A 16840-nucleotide genomic window follows, 5' to 3' on the forward strand; every position below is an offset into this window, starting at 1 on the left:
CGGAGCCGGGCCAGGAGCCGGGCGACGACGACCTGCTCGTCGCTGTACCAGCGGTAGCCGCTCCACGGGTCCACGTGCGCCGGCACGAGCACCCTGGCACCGTCGTAGAACCGCAGGGCGCTCACCGTCAGGCCCGACTCCCGGGCCAGCCGGCCGATCCCCCATGCGTCTCTCCACGCCCGTCACCTCCGAGCCTCGACCTGGTCGAGGGTCACGCGGTGACCTCCGGCGGGCGGACCGCGGCCAGCGACCGGCGGAGGTTCTCGACGATGTTCCCCGCCTCGAAGAGGTCGTCGTCGGTGGTGACCCGGGCCCGGCGCAGCTCGGCGGTGAAGTCGTCCAGCGCGGCGTAGGCATCCCGGGTCGTGCCGGGATCGGCCGTCGCGCCGTCGACCGACCGGAGCACCGCCGCCAGGGCGGCCAGCGCCCGGGACGCCGGCGGACGCAGCTGCCGCCCCAGCGGCACCTGCTCGCGGTCGGCGATCTCCGTCTCGGCGATCAGCAGGGTGAGGTCCTCGACGAGGAGCGTCAGGCTCTCCAACGCCCTGGCCTGCCGGTACTGCCGGTCGGCGGCCCTCCGGTACCGGGACGCGCGGCGGTTGCCCCGGCGGGCTTCGTCGGTCTGCTGGACGGCGGCCCGCATCTGGGCGAGCAGCGGGTCGATGGTGTGGATCCGGCTGCGCCACTCGACCTGCGTCGGCGGGTGCTCCTGTCGCAGCCCCTCCACGAGGTCGTCCAGCTGGCCGGCCAGGGCCTCGCGCAGCGTGGCGAGCGTCTGCTGCGCGGGCGCCAGGGGCAGTGGCGGGACGACCGCGGCCACGGCGACGCCGACGAGCGCGCCCAGGAAGGTGAGGCCGCTGTAGCCGAGGACGTACGCCGTCGTGTTCTCGCTGCCGAGGATCAGCACGAAGATCGCGGAGGTGGGCAGCCAGCTGCTGGAGCTGCCCAGCCGCTGCCACCCGGCCAGCACCACCCCCACGGCGACGACCACGGCGAGGGTGAGCAGCCGCTGGTCGATCAGCGCGTCGCCGGCCAGCGCGACCCCGGCGCCGAGCGCGATGGCGGCGACCGTCTGCACCGACGAGCGAACGGAACCGGCCAGGGTCGACGCGGTGGTGGCGATGACCGCGCCGAGCGGGGCGTAGTACGGGTAGTCCGAGAGCGGGCCCGGGACCAGCTGGGCCAGCCACCAGGCGATCGTCGCCGCGACGGCCGCCCGCAGAGCCAGGCCCCAGCGGGGGTGCCGTGCCCAGGTGCGCTGCGCCGCGCCCCGCCAGCCTGGACGGCGCTCGGCCCGCTCGAGGTCGTCCGCGCGCTGCACCATCGTCGGTCCCGTCCGTCTCCCGGATCGCCACTGCTCCCGGTCCGGCATCGAACCACGCCGGCGTCGGGGGCCGGATGCCTCAGGCCGGCAGGCGCAGGACGCGGGCCTCCCAGGGGCGCAGCTCGGCGGGGTCGTCGTCGGGGAGGTTGCCGAGCACCAGCTCGGCCGCGGGCGCCTCGGGCAGCAGCTCGGCCAGCCGGTACGGCGTGCGCGAGAGGTTGCAGACGACGAGCAGGTCCTCGTCGTCCAGTGCGCGGGTGAAGGCGTACACGTCGTCGTGGTCGGGCAGCAGCATGGAGAAGTCGCCGAGGGCCACCACGGGCAGGTCGTGGCGCAGCGCGATCAGCCGCCGGTAGTGGGCGAGCACCGAGCGCTCGTCGTCCCGCTGCCCGGCCGCGTTCCACTCGACGTGGTCGGGGTTGACCGCCAGCCACGGTGTCCCCGTGGTGAAGCCGGCGTTCGGTGAGGCGTCCCACTGCACCGGCGTCCGCGCGTTGTCGCGGCTCATGCAGCGCAGGGCGGCCAGCACGTGCGCCGGGTCCTCCCCGGCCGAGACCGCCTGCACGTGGTGGTTGAGCGACTCGACGTCGCGGAACTCCTCGAGCGAGGCGAAAGGGAAGTTCGCCATCCCGAGCTCCTCGCCCTGGTAGACGTACGGCGTCCCGCGGTGCAGGTGCAGCAGCGTGGCCAGGCAGGTCGCCGAGTCGCGCCGGAACTCCGGGGAGTCGTCGCCGAAGCGGGACACCGCCCGCGGCTGGTCGTGGTTGTCCCAGTACAGGGAGTTCCAGCCCACGTCGGCCAGCCCGGCCTGCCAGCGGCCGAACGACGCCTTGAGGTCGCGCATCCGCAGTGGGTGGACGTCCCACTTCGACGTGCCGTGGTCGAGCCCCACGTGCTCGAACTGGAACACCATGTCCACCTCGGCGCGTGCGGGGTCGGTGAACAGCCGGGCCTGCTCCACGGTGACGCCGGGCATCTCGCCGACGGTGAGGAAGGCTCCGTTCCGGCCGGCGAACACCTCGCGGTGCATCTCGGCGAGGAACTCGTGGATCCGCGGGCCGCACAGGTAGGACGCCGAGCCGTCACCCAGCGCCGATCCCGGCAGCGGGGGCCCGTCGTGCAGAGCCCCGTCCGGGCCGACGTCCTTGCTGATCATGTTGATGACGTCCATGCGGAAGCCGTCGACCCCGCGGTCGAGCCACCAGCGCATCATCGCGTGCACCGCCTGCCGGACCTCGGGGTTCTCCCAGTTCAGGTCGGGCTGCCGGCGGTCGAACAGGTGCAGGTAGTAGTCACCGCTGGCCTCGTCGAGTTCCCACACCGGCCCGGAGAAGAACGACTGCCAGTTCGTCGGCTCCGCGCCGGGGGCGCCGGGCGTCATCCCGTCCCGCGGCGGCCGCCACCAGTACCAGTCGCGCTTGGGTGAGTCCGTCGACGAACGGGACTCGACGAACCACGGGTGCTGGTCGCTGGTGTGGTTGACCACCAGGTCCATGAGCAGCTTCATGCCGCGCGCGTGCAGCGCGGCGATCAGCTCGTCGAGCTGCTCCAGCGTGCCGAACAGCGGGTCGATGTCCTGGTAGTCGCTGATGTCGTAGCCGTTGTCGGCCTGGGGCGAGGGGTAGACCGGCGAGAGCCAGAGGACGTCGACGCCGAGGTCGGCGAGGTGGTCCAGGCGCCGCAGCACGCCGCCGAGGTCGCCGATGCCGTCGCCGTCGGAGTCCATGAACGAGCGGGGGTAGACCTGGTAGACGACGGCGCGGGTCCACCACGCGGGCTGGTCAGCGGACATGGGCCCAGCCCAGCACGCGACGCGGCGCGCCGCACGGTCAGCACGACGGGCGCCCGTGGTGGACGGCCTCCACGTCCTTGCCGGCGAGGTCGCCGACGGAGACCGCGTAGCAGCCCGGGTGGTGCAGAAGCCGGCCGCGGCCGGCGAGAGCGGCGCGCCGGGCGCTGCTTGGATGGAGGCCGACGGCGCCGGGAGAGCCCCGGCGCGGGAGGGAGAACCGTGGCCGAGCTGAGCCGACCCGAGGTCGAGCCGCCCACCGGGCCCGCGCCCGACGACCTGGTGATCGAGGACCTGGTCGTCGGTGAGGGCCAGGAGGCCAAGGCCGGCGACCTGGTGAGCACCCACTACGTCGGCGTCACCCACGAGGGCGGCGAGCAGTTCGACGCCTCCTGGGACCGCGGCGACCCGCTGGAGTTCCGGGTCGGCGTGGGCATGGTCATCCAGGGCTGGGACGAGGGCATCGTCGGCATGAAGGTCGGCGGGCGCCGTCGGCTCACCATCCCGGCGCACAAGGCCTACGGCGACCGCGGCGCCGGCGGCGTCATCAAGCCCGGCGCGACGCTCGTCTTCGTGGTCGACCTCGTCGGCGTCCGCTGAGCGGGGCGCCGGGGACGGTGAGCCGTCCCCGGCGCACGAGCCCGCGCGCGGAGGTCCGCCCTGCGTCACAGAGCGGAATGCACGAACGCGCCACCAGGTTGCTGTGGGCATGCAGGTAGAGGTCTGGTCCGACGTCGTGTGTCCGTGGTGCTACATCGGCAAGCGCCGCCTGGAGGCCGCGCTCGAGAAGTTCCCGCACCGCGACCGGGTCGAGGTCGTCTGGCGCTCCTTCCAGCTCGACCCGTCCGTGCCCGAGGGCGAGACGCACCCGACGCTGCCCGCGCTGGCCCGCAAGTACGGCACCAGCGTGGAGCAGATGCGCGGCAACATGGCGCAGGTCGAGCAGGTGGCCGCCGGCGAGGGCCTGGAGTACCACCTGGCCGACGCCGTCAGCGGCAACACGCTCCTGGCGCACGAGCTGCTGCACCTGGCGGCCGAGCACGGCAAGCGCAACGAGCTCAAGGAGCGGCTGCTGCACGCCTACTTCGAGGAGGGGCGGCCGCTGTTCGACGTCGACTCGCTGGTCCCCTTCGCCGTCGAGGTGGGCCTGGACGAGGCGGAGGTGCGCGAGGCGCTGGCCGACCGGCGCTACCTGGCCGCGGTCCGGCAGGACGGCGCCACCGCGCAGGCGCTCGGCGCCACCGGCGTCCCCTTCTTCGTCGTCGACCGGAAGTACGGCGCCGCCGGTGCGCAGCCGGCCGAGCTGCTGCTGCAGGTGCTGGAGCGGGCGTGGGCCGACGCGAACCCGCTGATCACGGTCCCGGCCGCCGAGGGCTGCACCGACGACAGCTGCGCCATCTAGCTCAGGAGGTCCGGAACCCGGCGGAGCACCTGTTCGGCGTCGGTGCTGAGCTCGCGCACGAGGTCGGTGGCGGAGCGCTCCGCCGTCACGAGGCCCACCGGCTCCCCCGCGTAGAGCGGGGCCTGATTCAGGTCGTCGTGGGCCCGGGCGTCGACGACGCGCCGCGACGCTGCGGCGTCGCACCGCAGCTCGTCCTCCCGGCCGTGCCAGGCGCGGGTGAACGCGTTGGCCAGCGCGCGGCCGGGCCAGCGCTCCGGCCAGGCCAGACCCTGGGCGACGTCGAACGCCCGCGTCAGCACGGTGTCCTCGCCGGCGGCGGCGCGCGCACCCGTGCACGGGCGGCGGGAGAGTTGAGCGCCTCAGGACAGGCCGGCAGCGGCGTGCCGATCCAGACGCCGGCCGCGCCGGCAGCGAGCGCGGCGGCGATGCCCGCACCGGTGGCGATGCCCCCGGCGGCGGCCACCGGCCGGTCGGTGAGCGTGAGCACCTCCTGGAGCAGCGGCAGGGTGGCCCGGTGCCCGGTGTGCCCGCCGGCCTCGCTGCCCTGTGCCACCACGACGTCCACACCGGCCGCGACCGCGCGGTGCACGTCGTCGACGGTGTTGACCTGCGCGGCGACCGTGATCCCGGCCTCGTGCAGGATCGGGACGAAGGGCGCCGGGTCGCCGAAGGAGACCGAGGCCAGGGCCGGGCGGGCCGCGACGGCCGCCTCGAGCAGGTCGGGGCGGTCGGGCAGCACCCAGGCCATGAGGCCGACGCCGAACGACAGGTCCTGACCCGCCGGGACGGCGCACTCCTTCGCGAGGAACTCCGGCGAGGTCGCAGCGCCCACGCCGATCATGCCCAGGCCGCCGGCCCGGGAGACCGCCGCGGCGAGCGCCCCGCCCGCCACGCCGGCCATCGGCGCGCCGATGACCGGCGTGGTCAGGTCGAGCACACGGGTGAGCGCGGTGCTGATCACCGGCTCATCCTGGCCCGCCGCCGCCCTACTGGGTGGCGGGACCACCCTGGCTCGTCCCCTGCAGCCGGCCCAGGAACTCGTGGCAGCGCTTCGCGCGGGCGGAGTCCTGCTCCATCACCTCGCGGAAGAAGCTCGCCACGTCGTCCAGGCCCGCGTTCTCGGCGTCCCGGACGTACTGGCCGTAGTCGTGCCCTGCCTTGAGCGAGTGGTACTGGACGGAGACGAGGTCGTAGAAGACGTCTTCGAAGCCGGTCTCACCGGTGGCCATCGGTCCTCCTCGGTTCAGGATGGGTCGAACGCCCCCGAGATACCCGGGCGGACAGGTTCGTCACATGGTCAGGTCGACGGATCTCCCGAGAACGCCCCGCTGGTCACGTCGCTGCCGCCGGCCTCGTCCTCGAGGGCCTCGCTCGTGGCGAGCTCGTCCTCTCCCGCGGCGACCGGGTCGTCGGCGGCGGAGGCGAGGTCCTCGCCCTCGCCGAGCGCGCCGGGGTCCGCCTGGAGGGTGCGCGGGTCGTTGAGCGGGTCGGGCACGTCCGGATCGGTGACGGTCATGCGCTCCTCCTATCCGCGGCCGCCGCGCGGCAACCCCTCGCGGTTCCCCGTGAGCCGCCCGGCGATCAGCCGGGACCTGCGGGCGCTGCGCGGGGCGGGCCGGCGGCCGGGGCCCGGTGACCGGGACGCCCTCTCCGCCCGGATCGGCCCCGGCTACGGTCGGGACTGACCGGCGGCCGGAGCGCGGCCGACGAACCCCTGGACCATCCACCTCCGTCCAGCGGTAGACGTCTTATACGTAACATTCATCTCGGTTACAGAGGCATGACGCCGCTAGTACCCTGACCCGATCCGATCGACCGCGCAGGCGGCCGAGGGACCGTATGGCACCACCGCCGGTGCAGGACTCCGCCCCGGCAACCCATGAGGATGGAGACGCCGTGACTTCCGTGGCCACCCCCGGTCTGGAGAACGCCCCCACCACGCATGCCCGGCTCCTGGCGTGGGTGCGCGAGATGGCCGAGCTGACGACGCCGGACCGGGTCGTCTGGGTCGACGGCACCGAGGAGGAGGCGGCGGGGCTCACCCAGAAGCTCGTCGACGCCGGCACCTTTACGCCGCTGGCGAAGAAGCCCAACTCCTTCTGGTGTGCCTCCGACCCCAGCGACGTCGCGCGCGTGGAGGACCGCACCTTCATCTGCTCGGTCGACGAGGCCGACGCGGGTCCCACCAACAACTGGATGGACCCGAACGAGATGAAGTCGATCATGACCGAGCTGTACCGGGGGTGCATGCGCGGCCGGACGATGTACGTCATCCCGTTCTGCATGGGTCCGGTCGAGGCCGAGAATCCCATGTTCGGCGTCGAGATCACCGACTCCGAGTACGTCGTCGTCTCCATGCGCGTGATGGCGCGCATCGGCAGCCGCATCCTCGAGGCGATGGGCACCGACCGCCCGTTCGTGCCGGCGATGCACTCCCTCGGCGCCCCGCTGGAGCCGGGTCAGTCCGACGTCCCGTGGCCGTGCAGCCAGACCAAGTACATCGTGCAGTTCCCCGAGGAGCGCATGATCTGGTCCTACGGCTCCGGCTACGGCGGCAACGCCCTCCTCGGCAAGAAGGCCTACGCCCTGCGCATCGCCTCGGTCATGGCCCGCGACGAGGGCTGGCTGGCCGAGCACATGCTGATCCTCAAGCTCACCAGCCCGCAGCAGAAGGTCTACTACGTGGCCGGCGCCTTCCCCTCGGCGTGCGGCAAGACGAACCTGGCGATGCTCGAGCCCACCATCCCCGGGTGGAAGGTGGAGACGATCGGCGACGACATCGCCTGGATGCGGTTCGGTGAGGACGGCCGGCTCTACGCTGTCAACCCGGAGTACGGCCTCTTCGGCGTCGCCCCGGGCACCGGCTGGGACACCAACCCGAACGCCATGCGCACGATCGACAAGGGCAACTCGGTCTTCACCAACGTCGCCCTCACCGACGACGGCGACGTCTGGTGGGAGGGCATGACCGACGAGCCGCCGGCCCACCTGACCGACTGGAAGGGCCGGGACTGGACGCCGGACAGCGACGAGCTCTCCAGCCACCCGAACAGCCGCTTCTGCACCCCGATCACCCAGTGCCCGATCCTGGCGCCGGAGTACGAGGACCCCAAGGGCGTGCCCATCTCGGCGATCCTCTTCGGCGGCCGTCGCAAGACGACGATCCCACTGGTCACCGAGGCCCGGGACTGGAACCACGGCGTCTTCATGGGGGCCACGCTCTCGTCCGAGACCACCGCGGCCGCGACCGGGGCCGTCGGCGTGGTCCGCCGCGACCCGTTCGCCATGCTGCCGTTCATCGGCTACAACGCCGGTGACTACTTCTCCCACTGGGTGAACACCGGCAAGCAGGCCGACGCGACCAAGCTCCCGAAGATCTTCTACGTCAACTGGTTCCGGCGCGACGAGGACGGCGGCTTCCTGTGGCCGGGCTTCGGCGAGAACAGCCGCGTGCTCAAGTGGGTCGTCGAGCGCCTCGAGGGCACCGCTGCCGCTGTCGAGACCCCGGTCGGCCACGTGCCCACGGTCGACTCGCTCGACATCTCCGGCCTGGACACGACCCCGGACGAGGTCGAGAAGGCCCTAGCCGTGAAGCCGGAGGAGTGGCGCGAGGAGATCCCGCAGATCACCGAGTGGTTCGAGAAGTTCGGTGACAAGCTGCCCAGCACCATGTGGGACGAGCTGGAGATCCTGAAGAGCCGCCTGGCCTGAGCGACGCCCCTCCCGCGTGCGGGGGAGGGCCTGGACCGGGGCCCGGAGCCGTCATGGTTCCGGGCCCCGGCCGTTCGCGGCCCGGTCCGCTCTCACAGCGTGTCCGCCGCGGGTCGGTTAGCGTGGCTGCCGCCCCTTCCCGTTCTGCGGAGGCAACCCCCCTCGTGCCCAATCCGTACCTGCAGGTGCTGCGGACGCCGCACGCCCTGCCGATGGTGCTCGCCGCCTTCATCGGCCGGCTGCCCCTCTCGATGGTCGGGCTGGGTTCGGTCCTGCTGGTCGCGTCGGAGACCGGCTCCTACGGACTCGGCGGCGCCGTGGCCGCCGTGGGGGCGGTGACGACGGCGATCGCGGGGCCGCTGCTGGGGCGGTGGGCCGACACGCACGGCCAGCGCAGGGTGCTGCTGCCGGTGCTGGCCGTCTTCGTCCTCTCCGGCCTGGTCTTCCTGTTCTCCGTGCGCGAGGCCTGGCCGCTCTGGATCGTCTTCACCTCCGCGGGCCTGGCCGGGGCCTGCATCCCGCCGGTGTCCTCGATGATCCGCGTCCGCTGGACCCACCTGCTGCGCGGCAGCCACCGGCTGCACACCGCGCTGGCGATGGAGTCCGTCGTCGACGAGTTCGTCTTCATCGTCGGCCCGGTGCTGGTCACGTTCCTCTCCACCACGGGGCACGCCACGTCCGGCGTGGTCACGGCGTTCACCCTCGCCACCGTGGGCAGCCTGCTGTTCGCCGCGCAGCGCCGCACCGAGCCGGAGCCGCACGGGCACGCGAGCCGGCAGGGTCCGTCGGCGATCCGCACCACGGGTCTGCGCGTCCTGTTCGTCGTCGGGGCCGCCGTGGGCGCCATCCTCGGCACGCTGGAGATCGCGCTGGTCGCGTTCGCCGACGAGCGGGACGCCATGTCGCTGTCCGGCGTGCTCATCGCCAGCCTGGCGGTGGGTTCGATGGCCAGCGGCATCGGCTGGGGGGCCATCCACTGGCGGCTGCCCCTCCGGCTCCGGCTGGTCGGCGCGCTGATCCTGCTCACCGTGCTGGTCGTCCCGCTCCTGTTCATCGACGACATCTGGGTCATGGTGCCGTTCGTGGTCGTCGCGGGCGTGGCGGTGTCGCCCTCGCTGATCAGCTCCTTCACCCTGGCCGAGCTCCTGGTTCCCCGGTCGGCGGTGACGGAGGCGTTCACCTGGATCGGCACCGCACTGGGCCTGGGGGTGGCCGTGGGCGCCTCGGCCGCGGGCAAGATCGTCGACGTCGCCGGAGCCAACCTGGCCTTCGTGGTGGCGGTCGTCGCCGCCGCGGTCGGGGCGGTCGTCGTCGCCGTCTTCCAGCAGCTCCTGCACGTGCCCGCCGAGCACGCCGCCGAGCCCGCGCTCGCCGGCTGATCGGTCGGCCCGTGCAGGAGTACACGATTCCGAGCGGGAAGTCGCCCCGGCCGACCCGCGGTGGCTGGATCGAGCGCGCGCTGCGCGAATTCCGGGTGGTTCTGCTCGACCAGCGCGGCACCGGGCGCAGCTCCCGGGTGACCGGCCGGCGGATGAGCGCCTTCGCCGCCCCCGCCGCCGCTGCGGCCCACCTGCTCGCCTTCCGGGCCGACTCCATCGTCGTCTACCCCGAGCACGAGCACGACGGCCTGCGGGTGGGGGATGTGCTCGACCGGCTGCTGACCGTGCGGTCCCGGTGACCCGCCCCCGGCCCGCCGCCGGCGGCGGGCGGCAGCTGGGGGTGACCCCCGAGCGGCTGGGCCGCTGGCTGGACGGCGTCGCCACCCGGCACGGCGCGTTCACCGGGGTGGAGCCGGCCGACGACCGGCTGCGGATCACCTGCGCGGACACGACCACCGTCGTCCTGCGCGCCCCGTTCGGCTGGACGCCGGAGCCGCCGCTGCTGGCCGGCTTCACCGCCGCCGCAGGCCGGCCCCGGCAGGCCGCGGTGCTGCTCGTGCGTCGCGGCCGGTGGGCGGTCGGCGTCTTCGACGGCAGCGACCTGGTGGTGTCCAAGGTGGACGCCCGGCAGGTGCAGGGCCGCACGGCGGCCGGCGGCTGGTCGCAGCAGCGGTTCGCCCGCCGCCGCGCCAACCAGACCGACGCCGTCGTCGGGCACGCGGTGGAGACCGCCGCCCGGGTGCTCCTTCCGCACGCCGACGGGCTCGCGGCGCTGTTCACCGGCGGCGACCGGGGGCTGGCCGACGACGTGCTGGCCGACCCCCGGCTGCGCCCGCTCGCCGCCCTGCGCCGCGACCCGCATCTGGAGGTGGGGGAGCCGACCAAGGCCGTCCTGCTGGAGACGCCGAAGCAGTTCCGCGCCGTCGACGTGCACATCGTGGAGCCCCGGGACCGCCGCTGACCGGCGTCAGCCCACGGCGCCGGCGGGCACCGACGCGGACATCGACTGCGGGAACAACGAGGCGGCTCATCGGGCGCCGGAGCGAGCCGGATCGGCGGGCCGGCGCCGGGCGGCTGGGCCTCGCCGGCACCGGCCGGCGCGCAAGGCCTACGGCGTGATGACCAGGCGGATGGGGTCGCCCTCCTTGTTCGCCAGCCGCTCCACGCCTTCGGCGGCGTCGGCGAGCGGCAGGGTGCCCGAGACGGAGCGGGTCAGATCCAGGCGGTGGTGCCGGATCAGGTCGACCAGCTGCACCACGTGGGCGGGCTCGGAGCCGTAGTGGCCGAGGATCCGCTGACCGAAGTAGCTGAACTGGGTGCCGTTGCGGATCTCCAGCGGCTGGTCGGTGAGGCCGACCAGCACCAGGGCGCCGTCGCGCTCCAGGCAGCGCACCGCCTGCTCGCGCACCGGCGCGACGCCGGCGAAGTCGAAGGCGTACGCGAGCCCGGCGCCGCCGGTCAGCTCGCGGACGCGGGTGGCGATGTCCTCGGCCGGGTCCAGCGCGAGGTCGGCGCCGAAGTCCAGTGCCCGCTGCCGGGCGGCCGGCACCGGGTCGACGGCGATGATCGGGGCGGCCCCGGCCAACCGCAGCAGCTGCACCGCGTGCGCGCCGAGCCCGCCGATGCCCCAGACGCCGACGGGCTGGGCGGCCCGCACCTGCGCCGTCCGCACGATCGAGGCCCACGGCGTGGATACCGCGTCGGGCACGATGCAGGCCTGCTCCAGCGGTAGGTCGTCCGGGATGGGGACGACCGTGTCGGCGGTCGCCAGGGCGTACTGCGCCCAGCCGCCGTCGTAGTCGACGCCGCGGGTGTGCACCCAGCCGCCCTTGTCCTCGCCGGCCTGCAGCAGCACCCGCTGCCCCTCCGCCCAGCTGGTCACGCCCGCGCCCAGCTCGGCGACGGTGCCGGCCACCTCGTGGCCGAGCGTCACCTCGTCACCGGCGAGGAACAGTGGGGAGAGCTCGCCCTCGATGAGGTGCACGTCGGACAGGCAGATGCCCGCCGCCGCCACCTGGATCAGGACCTCGCCCGGGCCCGGCGTCGGCTTGGGCACCTCCTTCACCACGAACTCGCGGGTGCGCACGTTCAGCCGGCCGGCCAGCATCGAGTCAGGCATGCTCCCCATCCAACGCCGCCGACAGGGAGCCGGCACCTGTCGTGACGACCTCCGGCCGTGTCTCCCACCGCATCGCCCCCCACCCGGGCCGGGCCCGTCCTCCCGGAGGACCCGGCGACGCCCGACTCAGAGCAGCTCGGGACCTGGTCCGAGCGCCTGACCACGTGGCCGCGTCCCCGCTGACCGGCCCCGCCAGCGCTCGTCCAGTGACTGGGTGACCAGCCAGCCGAGCAGGACGACCAGGTGCAGGGCGAACAGCCACAGCCCGAGCGCCACCACCCCGCCGACGACGTCGAGCCCGCCGAAGGGGGCGCCGAGGTCCAGCGGCAGGGCCAGGAACAGCACGAAGCCCTGCAGGAAGCCCGACAGGCACGCTGCGGTGAACAGGGCACCCGCCAGGAGCGCCGGCCAGCGCACGCGGCCGCCGCCGACCACCCGGAAGCCCCAGGCCAGCGGGATGGTGAGCGCCGCCAGGACCGAGTAGTAGCCGACGGCCACCTGCCCGACGGTCGCGAGGAAGCCACCGCGCTCGGCCAGCTCGGCCATCAGCGCCCCGGCCAGCAGCAGCGGGTAGAGCAGGACCGGCGCGAGCAGCAGGAGCGGCAGGGCGCCCAGCCGGCCGCGCCAGCCGGTCAGGCCCTCGTGCCGCGAGCTGAAGCGCAGCAGCGCCCGGCGCAGACCCTCCCCGTACAGCGACATCGGCAGCAGGGCCAGCAGGGCGCCGAGCGGGTCCAGCCCGACGCCCGCGTCGACCAGCCGGGCCACAGCGTCCGGCGCGCCGAGCTCGCCCGGCAGCAGGTCGCCCAGCCGCAGGCCCAGTTCGTGCACCCGCTCCGGCGAGGTGAGCCAGGCGGTCAGCCCGAACGCCAGCACCAGGAGCGGGACGACGGCGATGCCGGCGTAGAAGGTGAGGCCCGCGGCGATGAGCGCGAGGTCGCGCCCCCGCAGCCGGAACTTCACGCCGGGGACGACGTCGCGGACGAGGGACACCAGCCGGCCGGAGCGCTCCGGGGCTGTGCCGTCCTCCGGCATCGCGCGCCCTGGGGGCGCCGCCCGGCTCACCTGCGCCGGGTCAGTCGGAGTCGTCGTTGACGCCGGTCTCCTGGCAGCTGGCGTCGTGCGGGTTGTTCGCCTCGGCCCCGCTCGAGTCGCAGTTGGTCTCACCGCGTTGGAGGTCGGTGTTGTCCCCGCAGGCGACGAGGGAGCCGGCGAGCGCGAGGAGCAGCAGGGGCTTGCGGAGGTCCATCCACTCGTAGTGGTCCGGCGGTGGCGCGCCGAAACCGTGGACGGGTTCCGTTCCCGGTGGGTGGGCGCAACTGGCGGTGGCGGCGCGTGCCCGGCGCGCAGGATGGGGCGGGTGTGCCACGTGCGACAGAGCGCAGGCCGAATCACACGATTGTCGTTCGGGGGATTGTGACGAGCTGGTCACGACCCCTACGGTGAGTAGGCCCGCCGAGGCTTTCTGTCACTGCCTGAGTGGCACCCGCCGGGCGCCGTCGAGCCGGTCACCCGCACAGGCGTGGGTGCCGGACCGAGCCCCTCCACCGCGGCGGAGCGTCGTCGTGCCCGGAGGGCGCCGGTAGGCGGCTCGTGGAAGAGGAATGGAGCGCCGCCGCACCATGGCGACCCCCCTGCGCACGCCCACCCGCCGTCGTACCGCGCGGCGGGCCGGTCTGGCCCTCGCGGGCGCCCTCGGCGTCCTGCTCGCCACGGTCCCCGCGTCGGCCGCACCGGGGAACCCGGCCACGTCGGCCGAGGCGGCGCAGCTGGTCGCCGAGCGGGGGCACCAGCTCGAGGTCGTCACGGAGCGGTTCAACGAGGCGCGGGACGCGCTGGCCGCCCAGCAGGCGGCTGCCGAGGCCGCCGCCGCCCAGCTCGAGCAGGCCACCGCCGACCTCGCCCAGGCGCAGAAGGCGGTGCGCGGCATCGCGCGCAGCGCCTGGACCGGTGAGGGCCTCGGGTCCTTCCAGGCGCTCCTGACCAGCGGCTCGGCCGACGAGTTCGTCAGCCGGGTGGCCATGCTGGAGACGATCGCCGGGCACCAGAGCGGGATCCTCGGGAAGGCGGCCGAGGCCAGCGTGGCCGCCGCCCAGGCCCAGGCCACCGCGCAGCAGTCCGCCGCCGAGGCGCAGCGGACCTACGACTCCGTCGCCGGGCAGCAGGCCGAGCTGGAGGAGCAGGTCGCCGACTTCCAGGCGCAGTACGAGCAGCTCGGCGTCGCGGAGCGCCAGGCCGTGGCCGACGCGCACCACGCGGAGGAGCGCAGCGCCCAGCCGCAGCGGGCCAGCCGCAGCGACCGCGAGGCCCCAGCGCCGTCGATGCCGGTGGTGGCCGGAAACGGTGCCGCGCAGGCCGCGGTCGACGCCGCGATGGCCCAGCGCGGCAAGCCCTACGTGTGGGCGGCCTCGGGCCCGAACGCCTTCGACTGCTCGGGCCTGACCTCCTACGCCTACCGCGCCGCCGGCATCAGCCTGCCGCGGGCGAGCCGCAACCAGGCCGCCGTCGGCCAGCAGGTCTCCCGCGACCAGCTCCAGCCCGGTGACCTGGTGTTCTTCTACAGCCCGATCAGCCACGTGGGCATCTACATCGGCAACGGCCAGATGGTGCACGCGCCCACGTCCGGCGACGTGGTCAAGGTGGCGAGCATCGACTCGATGGGCGGCTACAGCGGGGCGCGGCGCATCGCCGGCTGATCGTGCCGGGTGACCTGCTGGAGCAGGCCCCACACGAACACCGCCCGCGCCCCGCCGGGGAGGTGCACCTCCCGGCGGGTGACCACGCCCGGATCCACGGCGCGGGCGCCCCGGAGGCCGACGACGTCGTCGAGCACGTGCTCCCACACCAGCAGGCGGCGCGACGTCGCGGCCGGGACGGGCGATCCGGGCGCGCGCGCCAGCTGCTCGTCGAGCACCGAGCCGCCCGGCCCGCTGACCACCTGCCACCACAGGTGCGGCCACAGCGGCAGCGGCCAGCGGCGCACCTGGAGGTCCAGGTCGCCGAAGCGCCGGTCTTCCAGGTCCTCGGGCGGCCCCAGGACCGCCGCGCGCAGCGCCAGCCCGCGCGGCGCCCGCGCAGAGTGCTGCAGCGCCTGCCACCGGGTGTGCGCGGCATGGGCCTCCGCCCGGGTGGCGCCCAGCCGGGGGAGCGCTTCGGTGGTCAGATCGGGTCGGACGTCGGCCATCCGGCGCAGCAGGACCAGGCAGAACTCCCGCCGGGCCAGTCCGCGCACGGTGCCGACCCTGCCAGGTGGCGCACTGCCGCGAAGGTCACACCCGCCGCGGGGACCCCGCGCCCGGCCCGGTCGTTGACCACCGGAGAGCTCCGCCGACCTGAGGACGCCCGTTGACCCCGCGCACCGTTTCCACCGCCTTCCGCATCGTCGCCGTCGCCGAGGCGATCACCTGGATCGGCCTGCTGGCCGGGATGTTCGTGAAGTGGGTGCTGCAGGCCTCCGAGGTGGGGGTCCAGGTGTTCGGCCCCATCCACGGCGGGGTCTTCCTCGTCTACGTGCTCGTGGCGCTCGTCGCCGCCCGGGTGCTGCGCTGGCCGGCCGGCACCACGGTCCTCGCGCTCGTCGCCTCCGTGCCGCCGCTGGCCACGGTGTGGTTCGAACGCCACGCCACCCGCTCGGGCCGGCTGCCGCGGCGCGAGGCGCTGACCGCCTGACCCCCGGGCGGGGCGGCTCGCTACGGTCGCCTCCATGGCCGAGCCCGTCCTGTCCAGCACCGCCCGCCTCCTGCTGGCGCGCACCGCCCGCGTCCAGCGCGACGGCCGGGCTCCCAGCCTGGTCGCCGGGGTGGTCCGGGACGGCGGGCTGGCCTGGTCCGCGGGCCGGGGCGCCGTGCCCGAGCCGCACACCGACGTCCAGTACCGGCTCGGCTCGATCAGCAAGACCGTCACCGCGGTGGTCGTCCTGCGGCTGCGCGACGAGGGGCTGCTGGGGCTCGACGACCCGCTGGAGCGGCACCTGCCGGGGACGCCGTTCGGCGACCGCACCGTCGGGCAGCTGCTCTCCCATCTGGCCGGCGCCTCCGCCGAGAGTCCCGGCGGCTGGTGGGAGCGCACCCCGGGGGGCACCCTCGACGAGCTGGGCATGGCCGACAGCGACGTCGTGCTCGGAGCCGCCCGCCGGTTCCACTACTCGAACCTGGGCTTCGGCCTGCTGGGCGAGCTGGTCGCCCGGCAGCGCGGCCGGACCTGGGAGGAGGCGGTGACCGCCGAGGTGCTCGCGCCGCTGGGCATGTCCCGCACCAGCCCCCGCCCCGTCGCCCCGGCGGCCGAGGGCTGGGCGGTGCACCCCTGGGCCGACGTCGTCCTGCCCGAGCCCGAGCACCACGCGGGGGTCATGGCCGCCGCCGGGCAGCTGTGGGCGACCCTGGCCGACCTCGGGCGCTTCGCCGCCTTCCTGCTCGGCGACACCGGCGAGGTGCTCGACCCCGCGACGCTCGAGGAGATGACGGTGCCCGCGGGGGTGGACTCCTCGGCGTCGGGCTGGTCGGCCTACGGGCTGGGCGTGCAGGTGGTGCGGGTCGACGGCCGGACGCTGGTCGGGCACGGCGGCTCGATGCCCGGCTTCCTCGCCGGGGTCTTCGTCGACCGGGAGGAGCGGACGGGCGCGGTCTCGCTGGCCAACGCGACCAGCGGCGTCGACCCGCTGGTTTTCGGGCTGCTCGCCGACCTGCGCGGCGCCGAGCCGCGGGTCGTCGAGCCGTGGGCCCCGTCGCCGTCGCCGATATCGCTGGAGACCCTCGGCGTCTGGTTCTGGGGGCCGGCTCCCTACGTCCTGCGGGCCGTCGCCGGCGGGCTGCTGCACCTGGGCCCGCTGCCCGGCCGCAGCGGGCGGGCCAGCCGGTTCACCCGCCGCGACGACGGCACGTGGCTCGGGCTGGACGGCTACTTCGCCGGCGAGACGTTGCGGATCGCCGACGACCACCTGGACCTGGACACGTTCGTCTTCACCCGCACGCCCTACGACCCGCAGGCCCCCGTGCCCGGTGGGGTCGACGAGCGGGGCTGGCAGTAGCCCACACGTGGGGTCGGGTACCGGCCCGCCCAGCAGGTGGTGCCGGCCGAGCAGCGCGGGCGACCTCGTGCACGCGGGAAGTGTGCCCGGCGA

20 protein-coding genes and 1 pseudogene are annotated in these 16840 nt (G+C 74.4%); 10 read left to right on the forward strand and 11 right to left on the reverse strand.

The features are described from left to right. Nucleotides 1–11: 11 nt before the first annotated feature. From ACI791_RS15105 to ACI791_RS15115, 3 genes and pseudogenes are all read right to left on the reverse strand, one after another. Nucleotides 12–158: pseudogene (locus ACI791_RS15105) on the reverse strand (MerR family DNA-binding transcriptional regulator); the annotation flags it as partial. 53 nt (nt 159–211) lie between these two features. After that, the gene (locus ACI791_RS15110) at nt 212–1324 is read right to left on the reverse strand and encodes a hypothetical protein (protein ID WP_456586780.1); all 1113 of its coding nucleotides are present in this window, start codon (nt 1322–1324) and stop codon (nt 212–214) included. Nucleotides 1325–1403: 79 nt separating this feature from the next. Next, entirely contained in the window at nt 1404–3116 is a 1713-nt protein-coding gene (locus ACI791_RS15115; protein ID WP_456586781.1) for a glycoside hydrolase family 13 protein, read from the reverse strand. 219 nt (nt 3117–3335) lie between these two features. Here ACI791_RS15115 and ACI791_RS15120 point away from each other — a divergent pair, with 219 nt between their 5' ends. Next, a complete protein-coding gene (locus tag ACI791_RS15120; RefSeq protein ID WP_456586782.1) occupies nt 3336–3713 on the forward strand; it encodes an FKBP-type peptidyl-prolyl cis-trans isomerase in 378 nt (125 codons plus the stop codon). A gap of 109 nt (nt 3714–3822) precedes the next feature. Next, the gene (locus tag ACI791_RS15125) at nt 3823–4515 is read left to right on the forward strand and encodes a DsbA family oxidoreductase (RefSeq protein ID WP_456586783.1); all 693 of its coding nucleotides are present in this window, start codon (nt 3823–3825) and stop codon (nt 4513–4515) included. On the opposite strand, the gene ACI791_RS15130 is transcribed toward ACI791_RS15125, so the two are convergent. The 4 genes from ACI791_RS15130 to ACI791_RS15145 form a co-directional block, all read right to left on the reverse strand. Beyond that, the gene (locus ACI791_RS15130) at nt 4512–4814 is read right to left on the reverse strand and encodes a hypothetical protein (RefSeq protein ID WP_456586784.1); all 303 of its coding nucleotides are present in this window, start codon (nt 4812–4814) and stop codon (nt 4512–4514) included. The two genes, ACI791_RS15125 and ACI791_RS15130, sit on opposite strands and share 4 nt — an antisense overlap. After that, nucleotides 4808–5476, reverse strand: a complete 669-nt coding sequence (locus tag ACI791_RS15135; protein ID WP_456586785.1) for a nitronate monooxygenase — start codon at nt 5474–5476, stop codon at nt 4808–4810. Before ACI791_RS15135 ends, ACI791_RS15130 begins: the two co-directional genes overlap by 7 nt. Nucleotides 5477–5501: 25 nt before the next feature. Then, nucleotides 5502–5744 carry an acyl carrier protein gene (locus ACI791_RS15140; RefSeq protein WP_456586786.1) on the reverse strand — a complete coding sequence of 81 codons (243 nt, stop codon included), beginning with the start codon at nt 5742–5744 and terminating at the stop codon, nt 5502–5504. Between the two features lie 68 nt (nt 5745–5812). Next, nucleotides 5813–6031 (reverse strand): hypothetical protein, encoded by a 219-nt coding sequence (locus tag ACI791_RS15145; RefSeq protein ID WP_456586787.1) that lies wholly within the window; start codon nt 6029–6031, stop codon nt 5813–5815. On the opposite strand from ACI791_RS15145, the gene ACI791_RS15150 reads away from it, so the two are divergent. The 5 genes from ACI791_RS15150 (at nt 6030) to ACI791_RS15170 (ending at nt 10566) form a co-directional block, all read left to right on the forward strand. Beyond that, on the forward strand, nt 6030–6200 hold the full coding sequence (locus ACI791_RS15150) for a hypothetical protein (RefSeq protein WP_456586788.1): 171 nt from the start codon (nt 6030–6032) through the stop codon (nt 6198–6200). The two genes, ACI791_RS15145 and ACI791_RS15150, sit on opposite strands and share 2 nt — an antisense overlap. A 211-nt stretch (nt 6201–6411) precedes the next feature. Continuing rightward, nucleotides 6412–8226, forward strand: coding sequence for a phosphoenolpyruvate carboxykinase (GTP) (locus tag ACI791_RS15155; protein WP_456586789.1), 1815 nt, complete (start codon nt 6412–6414; stop codon nt 8224–8226). 164 nt (nt 8227–8390) lie between these two features. Beyond that, entirely contained in the window at nt 8391–9605 is a 1215-nt protein-coding gene (locus ACI791_RS15160) for an MFS transporter (protein WP_456586790.1), read from the forward strand. Between the two features lie 11 nt (nt 9606–9616). After that, a complete protein-coding gene (locus ACI791_RS15165; RefSeq protein ID WP_456586791.1) occupies nt 9617–9904 on the forward strand; it encodes a hypothetical protein in 288 nt (95 codons plus the stop codon). Beyond that, entirely contained in the window at nt 9901–10566 is a 666-nt protein-coding gene (locus ACI791_RS15170) for an acVLRF1 family peptidyl-tRNA hydrolase (protein WP_456586792.1), read from the forward strand. Before ACI791_RS15165 ends, ACI791_RS15170 begins: the two co-directional genes overlap by 4 nt. Before the next feature lie 147 nt (nt 10567–10713). Here ACI791_RS15170 and ACI791_RS15175 read toward each other — a convergent pair whose 3' ends face one another. The 3 genes from ACI791_RS15175 to ACI791_RS15185 all read right to left on the reverse strand — a co-directional run bounded on the left by ACI791_RS15175 (nt 10714) and on the right by ACI791_RS15185 (nt 12970). Continuing rightward, entirely contained in the window at nt 10714–11724 is a 1011-nt protein-coding gene (locus ACI791_RS15175) for a zinc-binding dehydrogenase (protein ID WP_456586793.1), read from the reverse strand. Nucleotides 11725–11850: 126 nt separating this feature from the next. Next, nucleotides 11851–12756, reverse strand: coding sequence for a YhjD/YihY/BrkB family envelope integrity protein (locus ACI791_RS15180; protein ID WP_456586794.1), 906 nt, complete (start codon nt 12754–12756; stop codon nt 11851–11853). A gap of 40 nt (nt 12757–12796) precedes the next feature. Continuing rightward, on the reverse strand, nt 12797–12970 hold the full coding sequence (locus ACI791_RS15185; protein ID WP_347058328.1) for a hypothetical protein: 174 nt from the start codon (nt 12968–12970) through the stop codon (nt 12797–12799). A gap of 373 nt (nt 12971–13343) precedes the next feature. Between ACI791_RS15185 and ACI791_RS15190 the strand changes: the two genes are divergently transcribed. Further along, nucleotides 13344–14417: a C40 family peptidase gene (locus tag ACI791_RS15190; protein ID WP_456586795.1), complete on the forward strand. Its 1074-nt coding sequence runs from the start codon at nt 13344–13346 to the stop codon at nt 14415–14417. On the opposite strand, the gene ACI791_RS15195 is transcribed toward ACI791_RS15190, so the two are convergent. Continuing rightward, on the reverse strand, nt 14387–14953 hold the full coding sequence (locus ACI791_RS15195; RefSeq protein WP_456586796.1) for a hypothetical protein: 567 nt from the start codon (nt 14951–14953) through the stop codon (nt 14387–14389). The two genes, ACI791_RS15190 and ACI791_RS15195, sit on opposite strands and share 31 nt — an antisense overlap. Nucleotides 14954–15066: 113 nt before the next feature. Here ACI791_RS15195 and ACI791_RS15200 point away from each other — a divergent pair, with 113 nt between their 5' ends. Both ACI791_RS15200 and ACI791_RS15205 read left to right on the forward strand, forming a co-directional pair. Continuing rightward, on the forward strand, nt 15067–15390 hold the full coding sequence (locus tag ACI791_RS15200) for a DUF3817 domain-containing protein (protein ID WP_347058323.1): 324 nt from the start codon (nt 15067–15069) through the stop codon (nt 15388–15390). Between the two features lie 34 nt (nt 15391–15424). Further along, nucleotides 15425–16747, forward strand: a complete 1323-nt coding sequence (locus ACI791_RS15205; RefSeq protein WP_456586797.1) for a serine hydrolase domain-containing protein — start codon at nt 15425–15427, stop codon at nt 16745–16747. Nucleotides 16748–16840: the final 93 nt, after the last annotated feature.

The sequence above is a fragment of the Blastococcus sp. SYSU DS0973 genome (genome assembly GCF_054051055.1).

Coding starts and splice junctions, on each gene's coding strand:
- ACI791_RS15110 (WP_456586780.1), bottom strand. CDS start 1,324: ATGGTGCAGCGCGCGGACGACCTCGAGCGGGCCGAGCGCCGTCCAGGC.
- ACI791_RS15115 (WP_456586781.1), bottom strand. CDS start 3,116: ATGTCCGCTGACCAGCCCGCGTGGTGGACCCGCGCCGTCGTCTACCAG.
- ACI791_RS15125 (WP_456586783.1), top strand. CDS start 3,823: ATGCAGGTAGAGGTCTGGTCCGACGTCGTGTGTCCGTGGTGCTACATC.
- ACI791_RS15140 (WP_456586786.1), bottom strand. CDS start 5,744: ATGGCCACCGGTGAGACCGGCTTCGAAGACGTCTTCTACGACCTCGTC.
- ACI791_RS15150 (WP_456586788.1), top strand. CDS start 6,030: ATGCGCTCCTCCTATCCGCGGCCGCCGCGCGGCAACCCCTCGCGGTTC.
- ACI791_RS15145 (WP_456586787.1), bottom strand. CDS start 6,031: ATGACCGTCACCGATCCGGACGTGCCCGACCCGCTCAACGACCCGCGC.
- ACI791_RS15175 (WP_456586793.1), bottom strand. CDS start 11,724: ATGCCTGACTCGATGCTGGCCGGCCGGCTGAACGTGCGCACCCGCGAG.
- ACI791_RS15180 (WP_456586794.1), bottom strand. CDS start 12,756: ATGCCGGAGGACGGCACAGCCCCGGAGCGCTCCGGCCGGCTGGTGTCC.
- ACI791_RS15185 (WP_347058328.1), bottom strand. CDS start 12,970: ATGGACCTCCGCAAGCCCCTGCTGCTCCTCGCGCTCGCCGGCTCCCTC.
- ACI791_RS15190 (WP_456586795.1), top strand. CDS start 13,344: ATGGCGACCCCCCTGCGCACGCCCACCCGCCGTCGTACCGCGCGGCGG.
- ACI791_RS15205 (WP_456586797.1), top strand. CDS start 15,425: ATGGCCGAGCCCGTCCTGTCCAGCACCGCCCGCCTCCTGCTGGCGCGC.